The organism is Flavobacterium sp. B167r, assembly GCF_056824315.1.
Genome location: NZ_CP124859.1, coordinates 162,498 through 178,788 on the forward strand (window position 1 = coordinate 162,498; position 16,291 = coordinate 178,788).

Sequence of the window (16,291 nt, forward strand, 5' to 3'; positions counted from 1 at the left end):
AAAAAAGCGGGATTGCAAACTAAATTGCATCCCGCTTTTCCTATTTAATCAACCACGATTTTTATTTTAACCAACGCGGATCTCCAATATTATTGTCAATCAATGTTTGGTTTTGAACTTTAAAGTTACCTGTGGTAGCATCCACAAACTGAGGATTTGCTGTTGCTCCACTTGCATCAACTTTGTTTAAAGGAATAGTCGCATCCATAAAACTTGCTGCAGTATAGTAATAATTTTTACTAAATGTAGGAGCTTCTGTAGTTGCCTGATTCGTATAAATAGCTGATGTTGAAACAATCAATGTGTTCATTACAGTAGAACTATTATCTGCAAATCTTACATACAAAATTCTTTTTGGCGCTACTGTATTTGAAACATTATAAAGCGTACAGTTTTGTATTAAAGTTGTAGTTTTTAATCCAGTACCAGAGAAGCCTCCTCCAGCAGTAAGAACTGCGTCTACCCTAACAAAATCACGTCCAGTAGAACAAGAATCGAATGTGCTGTTTTTTAGTACTATACTTGCAACATATGTAATTCTAAAATCAATAAAATCAGCTCCTGCGTTTGTATTTACTGACTTAACAATACTGTTATCAACCGTAAATGAAGTTACTTTTGAATTTGACGCATTCGCCGCAATTAAAGCACGTGTATAATCATGAATGTAAGATTTGGTGATTAAAATATCTCCATAATTAGAAGAAGCTCCTGAAACAGTTACAACTGCTGCATTAGTTAATCCAGCTCCATATAATTCTAAATCTACCAATGAAAGGTTAACAAGTCCTGCATTTACCGTAAATTTCACATTCAATTTTGGTTTATCCTCTGGTCTTACACCTCTAATGATAAGCGATTTGTTTAAAACCACCTCGCCCGTTGTCTGATAAATACCTGGCATAAGCAACAATCTAGATCCTGCTGTCGCCAACGCTATTTTAGCATTTAAATCATCTCCCGGATTTACTACAATACCATTTGTAAGATCAACACCACTTGTAAAATTTAATGTTCCTCTTGTTTTGGTTCCATTCTTTAAAGTAACTGCATAGTCTCTTTCCGGGGTTAAACCAGTAACAATTGCTACCCCAGCCACTTTCTCATCTGCTGTTATGGTATGCGTTAAATCACCAGGTTGAAGCGATATATGAGTTACATTACTATTAGGTGTCCATCTCAAAGTAACAGATGTACCTTGAATTTCTTCATCCTTAATTGGGAAGAAAATCTGTTCAGATAATGTTGTTGCTGTTGCAATTGACCATTTAGAATCTTCAAGACCAGCTGCACTTACCGCTTTAACCCTAATAGAATAAGTAGTTTCTCCTTCTAAAGCTACCTGTATTGGCAGTTGACTAGGTGAAACATTCAATGTTTTAAAAATAGTCTTGAACTCTGGATCATCTGGACTAAACTCTACCACGTAATGATCTGGATTTTCGTCTGCTTTAACGTCCCAGTTTAGTTCGACTGTAGTTGAATTTCTAACAATGGCTTTAAGTCCAATCGGAGAAAATTCTCTTGTATTTCCTATACCGTCTAACAACTCTTCATTATAACTTTCGCAACCCGAAATTGTAATTGCTAGCAATAATATGGTTATTAGTCCTCTAAATATATTTTTTGTGTTCATCATAATAACTTATTAATTTATTAAAGATTTTAATAACCAAAATCATTTTTTAACTGGCCGTTACTTCCATCAAGGAATACTTGCCATATTGGCCAGAATTGTCTGTTATCAGGATTAACCCCTGCTTTGTACAATGAATTTATCTTGGCATCCGCAGAAGTTCCTGTCCATGACCATTCAAAAGATGTATATGTAGCTCCCGGATTTGTAGTTTCTCCTCTATTTAACCCATAAATATCTAAGCTTACATTATCTGATTTATATTTAAAGTATAAAGTTGCAGGCACATCAGCATATTCACCAGTACGAGCTGATAAGTTTGCCATTTTTTCTTTTGCTTTATCTAAGTTTGTTTTAAGCAAATTCCAACGAATAAGTGCTTGTTTACGCTCCATTTCTCCAGTAAACTCAAATTTATTTTCTTCAACAAGAGCATTAAACATTGCTTCTTTGCTAGTTAAATTATTTACATAGTTCTCAACTTTCGCAGTCTGATCATCTGAAGAAAATGATCTTCTTCTAATTTCTTTTAAATAAGGCATCGCCGCACCAGGACCTTCTAATTCGTTTGCTGTTTCAGCCGCAATAAGAAGCACTTCTGCATAACGCATGTACATTTTATTAACACCATCATCATTATCTGAAGTAACTCTACGTGTCATCCATTCGTAACGATATTTACCAAAACACCATGTATCTAATCCTGCTAACTCTTGCTTAGCAATAGGATAAGGAGTTGCAGCTGCTGCAGTACCCCATTTGTAAGGCACACATGTAACATCTCTACGCAAATCTGTTTGATCATAATCATAGAAAACAAATGGTAAAGGACCTGCTGCACCTCCACGGTTTGCACCATTTTGCTGGAATTGATCGCTTGCAGAAGTATGTTTTACTGCAAACGTAAACAACATACGGCCACGACCATCAGCAAAAGGAAGTTCCCAAAGAGATTCTCCTCCTGCAGTAGTAATTTCTTGATTATATTTTCTCCATAATCCTTCAAAAGTAGATTCTAAATGAGCAGAACCACTTTCAATCACTTCACGAGATTCTTTTAATGCCAATGCATACATGTTAGCAACTGAAAGTTCCGGATCATTACTTCTTCTTACTCCATCAGGATATTGTTGATAACCGCTTGCTACTAAAGCCAAACGTGCTCTAAATGCTTTAACAAATGCTTTATTTACATGTTCTACTGTGCTTGTATAAGAAGTTGCATTTGGCCACGCAACCAAAGTAGAAGCTTCTCCTAAGTCTGCAATTAATTGTTTGTAAATTACATCTCTACTTGTTTTAGGCAAATACAGAGTTGCTGTCGTAATAGGTTCAAACCTAGCAGGAACATCTCCCCATGCTTTAAGTAAGTCAGCGTAGTAAATTGCTCTTAGTGTTAAAGCTTCTCCTAACAACTGTCCCATTTCTGTTCCTGGTTTAGGATCTCCATATTGACGCATACCTGTAATACAAACATTCGCACGTTCGATACCTGAAAACATCATTGAATAAGCATTATTAGTTGTATTCATCTCTGTATTACTTGGCTTCGCATCGTAAACAGCTAGATCCGCTTTATCACCTGCTGTCTGAGACGTATTATACCACTCTGTATCTGTATTTAATCCATAATATGGTAAAAATCTTCCTCTATAAGAGTTAGTTTCAGCAAATGGCACTTTAATTCCATCAACAGCTCCTTTTGCAAGTGCAGGTTCAGAAAAGATTAAAGCTGGATCTAATGTTGATGGCGCATCTGTATCTAAATAGTCATCTTCAAACTGCTGGCAAGAACTAAATAAACTCGAAATAATTAGTCCCGCTATTATTATTTTATGTTTCATTTTGTGATAATTTAAAATTAGAAATTAAGATTCATTCCAAAAATCATTTGTCTGCTTCTTGGATAAGGGCTTGAATCAACCCCAGGTGTAAGCGGGTTTTTTCTTCTTGTTGAAACTTCAGGATCTGAGCCTGAGTAGTTAGTCCAAACAAAAACATTGCTTGCCGTCAAATAGAATCTTAATTTAGAAATTCCAAGTTTAGATGTAAACGTTTCAGGAGTTGTATATCCTAATGTTAAAGTATTTAGTCTTAAAAATGATGCGTCTTCAACTGCCCAATCTGTAAATACAGCAGTTCTCATATATGGAGACCACATAGTTGTATTAGCATTAAGAGCTGCTAGAGCTTCAGGATTATCCATTACCAATTGACCTGTCGCTGGATCAAAATTTGTCCATCTTTTTCCATCTGCCATAGTAGAATTTAAATTTTTATATTCGCTTGAAGCATTTGCTGTAGAAAATTCAATTTTATCAGCATTGTATACATCATTACCAATACTCCAGTTAAAAGCTGCCATTAAATCAAACCCATAAGCATTTCCGTTGATGATAAAACCTCCTGAACTTTTTGGGTTATAATTACCAACTATTACATTATCGTTTACATCAACTTTACCATCTCCATTAACATCTTTCAATTTCATATCCCCTGGTTTAAGAGCACTTCCATCTCCAACGAGTGAAGTTGATGTATTAACTACACCGCTTTTTAAAACATACTTGCCTCCGACAAAATCAAAATCTGAAACTTCATATCTTCCATCGTTTTTATAACCATACATAGCCCCTAATGAAGAACCTACAGCTACTAGATAATCATTTGATATTTGTGAAGAAGCCCATCCAGTTGCTTGTCCAAAATTATTCATAACACCCAATGAGTTAATACGATTTTTGTTTACTGACATATTGAATGAAAAATTCAAACCGTATTTCGCTTTTTCAATAGCTACAACATTTAAAGTCGCTTCGAAACCTGTATTTTGTGTTTCTCCCATATTACGGTATTGATAATCATATCCAGATCCAGGAACTGGGAAATTAATTAACAAATCGCTTGTAATATTTTTATAGACATCGAAATTACCGCTTAAACGATTTTTGAAAAATCCGAAATCTAAACCAAGATTCTGAGTTACCGTAGTTTCCCATTTCAATTCTGGATTAGGCATTGTTTTTGAAGGCGCCCAAACACTTGTAACCCCATTTATCCATGTTGTTGGCGTAGATTGAAAAATCTGGATTTGCTGTCCAACAGGAATATTATTATTTCCTGCTTCACCATAACTAGCTCTTACTTTTAAAAGATTGATCCAAGTTTTATTTTTCAAGAAATTCTCTTCTGAGATTTTCCATCCAGCTGCAAAAGCTGGGAAATATCCCCAACGATTTCCTTCTAAGAATTTACTAGAACCATCTGCACGGAAAGTCGCCGAGAAGATGTAACGATTTTTGTAATCATAATTAGCACGTCCGAAGAATGATAATAATCTATCATCTGGATTATAGTAGTTGTCCACGGCTTGTGGAGTTCCTTGACTTGTAAGTGTTTTTGCTTTCTCAAAATCAAAGAAAGTAGGATATCCATGAATAGTAGTCGTTACAGTATTTGAAGTGTATGAAATGCTTTCTTGACCAAGAAGAGCGCTCAAATGGTGGTCATCACCCATTATTTTTTTGAAATCGTAATTCAATGTATTAGCATTTCTAAAACGTTTTTCTTTATTATCGCTCATAATCATAGCAGGCATATCCTGCAAAGTTGCTGCTGGCGAGTTAGCTACGTAATAAGTCGTTAGTCCATAAAAACGATAATCTAAATTGTTAAAATTATCAAGACCTAAATCTACTTTCAATTTCAAATTATCTACAATTTCCCAACCAAAACTTCCTAACATATTAAAGTTTTTACGAAACTGCTGACGATCATTATCTGAAACAGATTTAAAAGGATTTACCAATAAATCAGATCCATCTCCAGCAACATCTTCTGAAGTTAAACCTGCAACAGGAAGCGGTGTATACCCAACAATTGTACGCATACGAGAATCTGCTGAAGATTTCTCATTTTGCTCATTTACCCCACCACCATCAATCTCTGTATCTGAATAACGCATAGTAAAACCAACATCCACCTTATCACTTAATTTGCTTTTTAAAGCTAACGACAGGTTATTTCTTTTATAGTCAGAACCTATCATGATTGCCTTTTCATCATAATGAGCATAATTGAAATTGTAATTAAGCTTATCTGTTCCGCCTCTAATTCCTAAATCACGGCTTTGCACCTCACCTCTACGTCCAAAAATTTGCTTTTGCCAATCATCTCCCTTTAATCCTTTGTACATGTCATGATCTTCCCAGTTTCCAAAATACTTAGTGTATGAATCTGGATTAGAAGCTACTTTTGTTCCTGTTTGAGAAAGCATAGCATATTCGTATTGCCACTTCGTATAATCTTCAGGTGACAAAACATCAATTTGATTAGCCATCGTTTTCATACCATAGAACATATTGAAATTTACTGCCATTTTTCCGTCTTTTCCGCTTTTTGTTGTAATAAGAATTACCCCATTTGCACCACGTGATCCGTAGATTGCAGTTGAAGCAGCATCTTTTAAAACAGTCATAGAATCAATATCAGATGAAGAAATATCGTTCATGTTATTGATAGGGAATCCATCAACAATAATTAATGGCGAAGCATCTTGAGTAAGTGAACCACCTCCACGAACTCTAATTCTAATATCTGCATCTGGAGAACCCTCTGAAGCAGCTACCTGAACACCCGCAATACGACCTGTTAAAGCTTCTGCAACGTTTGCCACTGGCACTTTTTTCAAATCTGCACCTGAAATAGTAGAAACAGCTCCCGTCAAATCAGATTTTTTAGATGTTCCGTATCCGATTACAACAACTTCATTTAAGCTATTGGAATCTTCAGACATCGTTGCATTTACTTTCGTTTTTCCTTCAGTTGAAACGTCAATGTTTTTGAATCCAATAAAAGAGAAAGTTAGTACCGCTTTTGGGTTGGTAAGTTTTAGTTTGTAATGACCGTCAAAATCGGTAGAAGTTCCGTTCTTAGTTCCTTTTTCTAAGACGTTTACCCCAGGAAGAGAAAGTCCCGCTGCATCCTTCACGGTTCCCTCTATCGTTGTGCCCTGTGCGTGTACTTGACTACCGATCAATAAGCACAGTAAGAAAACAAGTTTAAAGCAAAAATTTGCCCCTTTGTTTAATAGTTCTTTAAAGTTCATGGTTGATTGTTTAAGTTATTAAAGTTTTTCTTTTGGTTTAAGTGGTTTTTTGTGGTTACTTTCAATTCATTTCTAGGTTAATATTTATGATTTTATTTTAACAATACTTTATTTATGTCTTCGTTTAAGCTTCATTCCTGCTCTATTTCTCCTTCTCTTTACTTAATCGATTTCGAACAACGAAATAAAAGTTGTAATCGATTACACAAACATAGATATTTTTTTTAAACGAAAAATAAAATTTCATAAAAATTTCATAAAAAAAATTACATATTAAAAATTTTATTGGTTTTTTATGTGACATATATAATTTATATCAATATAAAATATTAAAAATATTATTATCAAACCATCATTTGATTCACTTTTTACAAAAAAAACAATCGATTACATGAATATTAATTACGAAATTATTAGGTGTTATTTTTACACTTAAAAAGTTAAATCGATCCTAAAAAAAATCAAAAAAAGAAAAAAGAAGCAGTTAATTTTAAAATGTATTTTCTGACTAGAAAAGCATAAAGAGGAATTAATAATCAATATTGTTTGAATTTAAGGCACAAAAAAAAAGCCCTTAAACAAACGTTAAGGGCCTAGAAATTAAATCTAATTTTTTTTAAATACGCTGCAATTTCAATTGCTTTTGATGTAACTTCATCAATATGAATGTAATAATCATTCCGATTATAGACATTACAACTCCTATAAGGTTTGGAGACGAATAACTAAATCCAGCAGCCAAAGGCAATCCCCCAAGAAAAGCTCCTAAAGCATTCCCAATATTAAAACTTCCTTGAAGCGAAGCAGAAGCGATCATTTCTGCTCCTTTTGCTGTACGAATCATCAACATCTGAATTGGCGCAATAACTGAGAACGAAATAGCTCCCGTTAAGAAAGTCAGAAATAAAGACATATATTGATTGAATGAGAAGAAATAAACCAAAACTAAATCAATAGACATTACAAGCAGTAAAGCTAGAGTCGTTGGCGCTGGCGAAAAACGGTCTGCTAATTTTCCTCCTACGAAATTACCAACCACCATTCCTAAACCTGCTAGAATCAAGATTGAAGAAACGTCTTCTGGAGAAAATTTAGAAACATTAATTAATAAAGGAGCAATATAGCTGATCCAAGCAAAAAGACCTCCAAAACCAATTGCTGTGATTCCGATGATCAACCACGCTTCTGTTTTCTTAAAAAATTGAAGCTGTGTCTTCATGTTGACACTTTCACCTTTTTCAAGATTTGGCATCCATAAATAAATAGCCAAAAAAGTAAATAATCCAACAATAGCAATTAACACGAAAGTATATCGCCAAATAAAATGGTGACCTATATATGTACCAATCGGCACGCCTATTAAGTTCGCAATGGTTAAACCGGCAAACATTATAGAGATTGCTTGCGCTTCTTTTCCTTTGTCTGCCAAACGGCTTGCGACTACTGCTCCCACTCCAAAGAATGCTCCGTGCGGCAATCCAGATAAAAATCGAGAAGCAAATAAAATATTATAATCGGGAGCTATAATTGACAATGCATTAAAAACCGCCAACATTAAAGCTAAAATTAAAAGCATTTTTTTAGGCGCATAATTTCTTCCTGCGATTACTAATAAAGGTGCTCCAATAACAACTCCAAGTGCATAAGACGAAATTAAATATCCCGCCACAGGAATTGAAACTTTCATATCTGAAGCAATATCTGGGAGTAATCCCATCATTACAAATTCTGTAATTCCAATAGTTAACCCTCCTAAAGAGAGTGCAATAAGACTTTTTTTCATTTTGATTTAATGTAGAAAGGAATAGATTTCTACTAGGCAAAATTAACACCATTGGCCTTAAAAAAAGTTGTAAATTTGTGATATAAAATTGTACATTTAAGTTATGCCGAAACTAAATCAGTTTAAAACGCTTGTTCTTGATGAATTTGAAGAAGAGAAATTTCATCTTCCTCCGCATACGCATACGTATTACGAAATCATCTATATAAAGAAAGGAAGCGGCATTCATCACTTAAACAATAATCTGCTTCCATATAAAGCCGGAGACTTATTTGTGATTTCGCCAGACGACGAACATTATTTTGATATAAAGAAAAGTACGCGATTCATTTTCATCAAATTCACTGATAATTATTTCAATTCGAAACAAAATCTGACTTGCGATGAATTTCTTGTGAATACTCCTGAAAGTTTCATGCGAGATAAAATCTTAAAAGAAACCGTTTTAAAGTTTGACGAACCATGTAAAACGATTTTAAAAAACACAGTCGAAAATATCGTAACCTACAATAAATATATTGATGTCACTTCTTCTCCAATTGTTTTCTATCAGATTCTTTCGATTTTTGGTTTGATTAAAGAAACAATCCGATGCATGAATCTGCAGATGCAATCGACGCATTTGGATACGGAACAAATTGCGAATTACATTCATCAAAATATTTACCAGCCAAAATTGGTTCAGGTAAAAGTGATTGCAGAACATTTTAATATTGCTCAAACCTATTTTAGCGCTTATTTCAAAAGAACTTTTAGTATCAGCTATCGCGAATACATTCATAATTTGAGAACGACTTTAATCGAAAAAAGATTTCACAACAATCAATTGCCAATTAAACAGATTGCGTACGAATTTGGTTTTACAGACGAAAGTCATTTAACCAATTATTTCAAGAAACGCAAAAACATGAAACCGACCGATTTTAAAAAACTGTAGTTATTGAAATCTTAAAAAGTAATTTCCTCAAACATTTTTAGCTAAATTTGTATCTCAAAACAATTTCTTTGAAAAAGAAAATCCACATAATACTGCTTTTTATAACGCTTAGTTTCTTTTTGAATCCGAGTTATACTTCTGCATGCAATATGGGACATCACAAAGAAATTGCTTCTAAAGAAGAAAATAGCTGTTCTAAAAAATGCTGCGAAAAGAAAACTTCAAAACAAGAAAAGCACAATTGTGATGGAAAATGCCGTCATTCTGGATGTACAACCTCAGCATTGCAATTTGTTATTTTGACTTCAAACGATCTTGATTTACAAAATGATGTTTTTAATTTTTCTTTAAAAAACACGATTTCATCTTACAGTAATTCTACCATTTCTTCTGGATTTACTTCTATTTGGCTCAAGCCAAAAATATAATTATCGTATTTACAACAGCCCATATTGGGTCTTTTTTGAAACGAAATTTTTTAATTAATTTTAAAGGAAATTAAATCCTTTACCAAATATTATACACAATGAAAAAATCAATTATAGCTTTAGCAACATTACTTACTGTATTATTCAGTGCAAATAACATTCAGGCAAATACAGTAAAATTACAATCAGGAACAACAGAAATCGCTGATGCAAGTCAGCTTCAATCTGTTTATGATTCTTATTTTAATGTGAAAGATGCGCTTATTAAAAGTGACAGCAAATTGACTTCGGCGAAAGCCACAGCTCTACTGACAGCGATTTCTGCAGTAAAAATGGACAAACTAAAAAGCAACGAACATACCGTTTGGATGAAAGTAGTAAAAAAACTAACTGCCGATGCTAAAAGTATTTCGTCTACAACAGATCTTAAAAAACAACGTGAGACTTTTAAATCTTTATCTAAAAGCACTTACGATTTAATAAAAGTTTCTAATCCGGAACAGCCAATCTACAAGCAATATTGCCCAATGGCAGACGCTGATTGGTTAAGCAAAGAAAAAGCAGTTAAGAATCCATATTACGGTTCTTCGATGCTGACTTGCGGAAACGTGGTAGAAACGATCAAATAAATATGAAGCTTTACATCAAAAACATGGTGTGTGCGAGATGCAAAATGGTTGTGGAGTCTGAGTTTGAAAAACTTGGACTTCAGACCACTGCTGTGGAATTGGGTGAAGTAGAATTGGAAGAAGAAATCAGCGATGAGCAAAAAGAAGTTTTATTAGAAAATCTTCAAGCTTTAGGTTTTGATTTAATTGATGATAAAAAGACAAAAACGGTTGAAAGAATAAAAAATCTGATTGTCGATTTGGTGCATCATAAAAACAATGATCTCAAAATCAACTTATCTGATTATTTGGCCGAAAACTTAAATCAAGATTATAATTCGCTAAGCAATTTGTTTTCGGAAATTGAAAATACGACGATTGAAAAATATTTCATCAGTCAGAAAATTGAAAAAGTAAAAGAATTATTGATTTACAATGAGCTTTCGTTAAGCGAAATTGCCGATATTCTTAACTATAGCAATGTCGCACATTTGAGTAATCAATTCAAGAAAATCACGGGCTTTACTCCTACTTCTTTCAAACAATCCAAAGATAAAAAACGTATTCAGATTGAGAATATATAGTTTTATTTCACGCAGATTTAAAATGATTTAAGCAGATTTAGCAGATGTTTTTTTTAATTAAATCTGCGGAATGTGCGAGAGATTCAACCACAAAATTTGTAAACATAGCCCAAGGTTTCAACCTTGGGTACACAAAGATTGGAACACGATACGTACCCAAGGTTGAAACCTTGGGCTATGTTTTATAAAGAATTCGTAAAGCTTTTTTTAAGACAAAGCCACACTAATAAAAAACCTTGCGTCATTTGCGGTTAAATAAAATTTTGTAAATCTTACAAATCATTCACAAAATTCTACAAACCGAACTCGGACTTACTTCGGAAATTTGCATTGTAATACTTAAAAAACCAATACAATGACTCATCAATATATAATTTCAGGAATGTCTTGCAACGGATGCCGAACCAAAGTCGAGAAAACTCTAAACGAAGTTGAAGGCGTTCAGGCAGAAGTAACTTTGAATCCGCCAACGGCTACGATTAAAATGGAAAAACATGTTCCGACAGAAAAATTCCAAGAAGTTTTAGCTGCAACGGGAAATTATACTATTGAAATGGATTCTCCTAAAAAACATGATGAACCAGTCAAATCTTGCTGTTCGGGTCATAAAAAAGAGAATCACGATCATCATAAATCAGAACCTAAAAAAATACAACACAGTGCAAATGGCGTTTATTATTGTCCGATGCATTGTGAAGGAGACAAAACCTATAACAAACCCGGAAATTGCCCAGTTTGCGGAATGGATTTAGTACCAGAAGTTGCCATAACAGCAACACAATTTACTTGTCCGATGCATCCGGAAATCGTTTCAAACGAACCAGGCGATTGCCCGATTTGCGGAATGGATTTAGTTCCAATGCAGGCTTCTGAAAACGAAGAAAACAAAACTTATTCTGATTTATTGAAAAAAATGAAAATCGCGATTTTGTTTACGCTTCCAATTTTCATTATTTCAATGTCAGAAATGATTCCGAATAATCCGCTTTACAATATAATGTCGATTGAAAAATGGAATTGGGTTCAGTTTCTGTTTTCACTTCCAGTTTTATTTTATGCGGGTTGGATGTTTTTTGTTCGCGCGTACAAATCAATTGTGACTTGGAACTTGAATATGTTCACGCTAATCGGAATTGGAACCAGCGTTGCTTTCTTATTTAGTATTGTCGGAATGTTTGTTCCAGATATCTTCCCTTCTGAATTCAAATCGCACCACGGAACCATTCATTTGTATTTTGAAGCTGCAACTGTAATTATCACTTTGGTTTTATTGGGACAATTATTGGAAGCCAAAGCACACGGACAAACGAATGGCGCTATCAAAGAATTATTAAAACTAGCTCCAACCGAGGCAACTTTGGTAGAAAACGGAAACGATAGAGTAATTTCAATTCACAACATTCAAAAAGACGATTTACTTCGTGTAAAACCAGGAGAAAAAATTCCGGTTGACGGAAAAATAATTACTGGCGAAAGCAATATCGACGAATCTATGATTACAGGAGAACCAATTCCTGTGGATAAAAAAGTTGGAGATGCCGTGATTTCTGGAACAATAAACGGAACAAAATCATTCGTTATGATTGCCGAAAAAGTAGGATCAGAAACGATGCTTTCTCAAATTATTGAAATGGTAAATAATGCAAGCAGATCCCGCGCTCCAATTCAGAAATTAGCAGATCGTGTTTCTAAATATTTCGTTCCAACTGTTGTGATTATTTCGATTTTGACATTCTTTCTTTGGGCGAAATTCGGTCCAGAACCTGCTTATGTTTACGGATTAATTAATGCCATTGCCGTTTTAATTATTGCTTGTCCTTGCGCGCTTGGACTTGCAACTCCAATGTCGGTTATGGTTGGTGTTGGAAAAGGCGCTCAAAACGGAATTTTAATCAAAAATGCCGAAGCCTTAGAAAACATGAACAAAATCGATGTTTTAATTACCGATAAAACGGGAACAATTACCGAAGGAAAACCATCTGTAGAAAAAATATTTTCGGTTGATAATGATGAAGATTTTCTGCTTCAAAACATTGCTTCTTTAAATCAGCATAGTGAACATCCTTTGGCACAAGCCGTAGTTAATTTCGCGAAAGCAAAAAATAGTTCACTAAAAGAAGTTCAAGATTTTGAAACTATAGCAGGAAAAGGAGTTTTTGGAACTATCGAAAACAAAAAAGTGGCTTTAGGAAATAAAAAAATGATGGATGAAATCGGCGTTTCTATTTCTTCAGATTTAGAAAATAAAGTAACTGCTGAACAAAATCTTGGAAAAACTATTTCGTATATTTCTATAGAAAAAGAAGTTTTAGGTTTTGTTGCCATTACCGATGCGATCAAAGAAAACAGTGCAAAAGCGATTAAAGAATTAATCGATCAAGGCGTTGAAGTCATTATGTTAACTGGAGATAATCACAACACAGCAAAAGCCGTTGCCGAGCAATTGCATTTGAGTTCTTTTAAAGCAGATTGTCTTCCGGAAGATAAACTAAAAGAAATCGAACGTTTGCAATCTCAAGGAAAAGTGGTAGCAATGGCCGGAGACGGAATTAACGATGCGCCTGCTTTGGCTCAATCGAACATCGGAATTGCGATGGGAACAGGAACTGATGTTGCGATTGAAAGTGCTAAAATCACTTTGTTAAAAGGCGATTTAAACGGAATTGTAAAAGCGAAAAACTTGAGTCACGCCGTAATGTCAAACATCAAACAAAACTTATTCTTTGCTTTTATTTATAACACTCTAGGAGTGCCCATTGCAGCTGGAATTTTATTTCCGTTTTTAGGAATCTTGCTTTCGCCAATGTTGGCGGCAGTTGCTATGAGTTTAAGCTCTGTTTCGGTAATCGTAAATGCTTTACGATTGAGAAATTTAAAATTATAATCAAATATGAAAATCAAATATATTCTTCTTTTATTTTTAATCGCTTTTCAGATGAAAGCCCAAAAAGTCGTTCGTTACGACTTGCACGTTCGCGATACGATTGTCAATTTTTCGGGTAAAGAAAAACGTGCGATTTCCGTAAATGGACAAATTCCGATGCCTACTTTGACTTTTACCGAAGGCGATATTGCTGAAATTTATGTACACAACGAATTGAAAAAAGAAGCGACTTCGATGCATTGGCACGGGTTGTTTCTTCCAAATAAAGAAGATGGCGTTCCGTACTTGACGCAAATGCCGATTGAACCGGGAACGACTCATAAATATAGTTTTCCGATAATTCAAAATGGAACATATTGGTATCACAGCCATTCTGGTTTGCAGGAACAAATTGGTTTGTACGGACTTTTTATCATCAATAAGAAAAAAGACGATCTGACTATCAGAAAAGGAATTGATGATTTGCCGACAATTCCAGTTATTTTAAGTGAATGGTCAGATTTGAAACCTGAGAATATTCAGCGAATGTTGCACAATGCCAACGATTGGTTTGCGATTAAAAAAGGAACCACACAAAGTTATTCCGAAGCCATTAAACAAGGACATTTTTCAACAAAAGTGACCAACGAATGGAAACGAATGAACGCAATGGACGTGAGCGACGTTTATTATGAAAAGTTTCTTCTCAATGGAAAAAACGAACAACAACTTTCTGATTTTAAACCCGGCTCTAAAGTTCGTTTAAGAATTGCTAATGGAGGTGCTTCGAGTTATTTCTGGCTGACTTACGGAGGAGGAAAAATTACCGTTGTTGCCAGCGACGGAAATGATGTAGAACCTGTAGAAGTTGATCGTTTGATTATTGCGGTTTCTGAAACTTATGATGTTGTAGTTACGATTCCAGAAGACAATAAATCTTTTGCTTTTTTGGCTACAGCCGAAGACAGAACAGGATCTGCGTCATTATTTTTAGGAAATGGCGAGAAACAGCCCGTTCATCATCTTTCGAAATTAAAATATTTTGAAGGGATGAAAATGATGAACGACATGATGAAAATGAACGGCGAAATGAACGATATGGGTATGAATATGTCTTTGAATAAAATGGACATGAATGCCGTAATGTATCCTGAAATTTCAGGCGAAGATGAAAATACGAAACCTGCAATGGATCATTCGAATCATAATATGGAAGACATGAAAATGGAAAGTGACAGCACTGAAACTTCTGAAATTGTGACTTTAAATTACGAAATGCTGAAATCTCCATTTAAAACCAATCTTCCAAAAGATGCGCCTGTAAAGGAATTGCGCTTTACACTTTCTGGAAATATGAATCGCTACGTTTGGAGTTTAGACAATAAAGTGGTTTCTGAAACGGATAAAATTTTAATTAAAAAAGGAGAAAACATTCGAATTGTTTTATACAATGGTTCGATGATGCGCCACCCAATGCATTTACATGGACACGATTTTAGAATTCTAAATGAACATGGCGATTATTCTCCGCTAAAAAATGTCATCGACATTATGCCAATGGAAACCGACACAATAGAATTTCAGGCTAATGCTGATGGCGACTGGTTTTTTCATTGTCATATTTTATATCACATGATGGCGGGAATGGGAAGAATTTTTAGTTATGAAAATTCAGCTCCGAATCCGTTGATTCATCATCCTGAAATGGCTTTTAAAATGCTAAAAATGGATGACCGAATGTTTCATTTTATGGCGGAAAATGATTTTGCTTCCAACGGAAATGACGGTGAAGCCATGTTCAGCAACACCAGATGGAGCATTGGAACCGAATGGAGATTGGGTTATAATAATGAACACGGTTACGAAACGGAAACTCACATTGGTCGATATATTGGAAAAAATCAATGGTTGATGCCTTTTATTGGTTTTGATTGGAGATACCGAAAAATGGGAATGGACGAACAAGAACAAAATCTTTTCGGACAGAAAAACACCAAAGACAATCGTTCTGTTTTTAGCGCTGGTTTGGAGTATACTTTGCCAATGTTGATAAAAGCGCAAGTCGAAGTGTATACGGATGGAAATGTTCGGGTTCAATTTGAGCGAAAAGATATTCCGCTTGCCAAACGTTTGAGAATGAATTTAATGTGGAATACCGATAAAGAATATATGGCTGGCTTGAAATACATTGTAGCCAGAAACTTCGGAATCACTACGCATTACGACAGCGATATGGGAATTGGGTTTGGAGTAAACTTGAATTATTGATTTTTCGAACCATATAAGTGATATAAGTTCATAATATTGCAGTTTGCATAAATTTTTAATTTGTAGTATTTTTACCC

General features: G+C 34.6%; 10 protein-coding genes. 6 read left to right on the forward strand and 4 right to left on the reverse strand.

Going from position 1 to position 16,291, the window contains the following annotated elements:
- Positions 1 to 61 precede the first annotated feature (61 nt).
- From QLQ96_RS00810 to QLQ96_RS00825, 4 genes are all read right to left on the reverse strand, one after another.
- Positions 62 to 1,639, reverse strand: a complete 1,578-nt coding sequence (locus QLQ96_RS00810; protein ID WP_482493880.1) for a DUF5123 domain-containing protein — start codon at positions 1,637 to 1,639, stop codon at positions 62 to 64.
- A gap of 26 nt (positions 1,640 to 1,665) precedes the next feature.
- On the reverse strand, positions 1,666 to 3,480 hold the full coding sequence (locus QLQ96_RS00815) for a RagB/SusD family nutrient uptake outer membrane protein (protein ID WP_482493882.1): 1,815 nt from the start codon (positions 3,478 to 3,480) through the stop codon (positions 1,666 to 1,668).
- 17 nt (positions 3,481 to 3,497) lie between these two features.
- Entirely contained in the window at positions 3,498 to 6,743 is a 3,246-nt protein-coding gene (locus QLQ96_RS00820) for a SusC/RagA family TonB-linked outer membrane protein (RefSeq protein ID WP_482493884.1), read from the reverse strand.
- A gap of 616 nt (positions 6,744 to 7,359) precedes the next feature.
- Complete coding sequence (locus QLQ96_RS00825) at positions 7,360 to 8,526, reverse strand: MFS transporter (RefSeq protein ID WP_482493886.1); 1,167 nt, start codon at positions 8,524 to 8,526, stop codon at positions 7,360 to 7,362.
- 103 nt (positions 8,527 to 8,629) lie between these two features.
- Here QLQ96_RS00825 and QLQ96_RS00830 point away from each other — a divergent pair, with 103 nt between their 5' ends.
- The 6 genes from QLQ96_RS00830 to QLQ96_RS00855 all read left to right on the forward strand — a co-directional run bounded on the left by QLQ96_RS00830 (position 8,630) and on the right by QLQ96_RS00855 (position 16,214).
- On the forward strand, positions 8,630 to 9,463 hold the full coding sequence (locus QLQ96_RS00830) for an AraC family transcriptional regulator (protein ID WP_482493888.1): 834 nt from the start codon (positions 8,630 to 8,632) through the stop codon (positions 9,461 to 9,463).
- Positions 9,464 to 9,531: 68 nt separating this feature from the next.
- Entirely contained in the window at positions 9,532 to 9,891 is a 360-nt protein-coding gene (locus QLQ96_RS00835) for a hypothetical protein (RefSeq protein WP_482493890.1), read from the forward strand.
- A gap of 98 nt (positions 9,892 to 9,989) precedes the next feature.
- A complete protein-coding gene (locus QLQ96_RS00840; protein WP_482493891.1) occupies positions 9,990 to 10,520 on the forward strand; it encodes a DUF3347 domain-containing protein in 531 nt (176 codons plus the stop codon).
- Between the two features lie 2 nt (positions 10,521 to 10,522).
- Positions 10,523 to 11,083, forward strand: a complete 561-nt coding sequence (locus QLQ96_RS00845; RefSeq protein WP_379692979.1) for a helix-turn-helix domain-containing protein — start codon at positions 10,523 to 10,525, stop codon at positions 11,081 to 11,083.
- Positions 11,084 to 11,438: 355 nt separating this feature from the next.
- Positions 11,439 to 13,967: a heavy metal translocating P-type ATPase gene (locus tag QLQ96_RS00850; RefSeq protein WP_482493893.1), complete on the forward strand. Its 2,529-nt coding sequence runs from the start codon at positions 11,439 to 11,441 to the stop codon at positions 13,965 to 13,967.
- 6 nt (positions 13,968 to 13,973) lie between these two features.
- Positions 13,974 to 16,214 (forward strand): multicopper oxidase family protein, encoded by a 2,241-nt coding sequence (locus tag QLQ96_RS00855; protein WP_482493895.1) that lies wholly within the window; start codon positions 13,974 to 13,976, stop codon positions 16,212 to 16,214.
- The last annotated feature ends 77 nt before the right edge of the window (positions 16,215 to 16,291 follow it).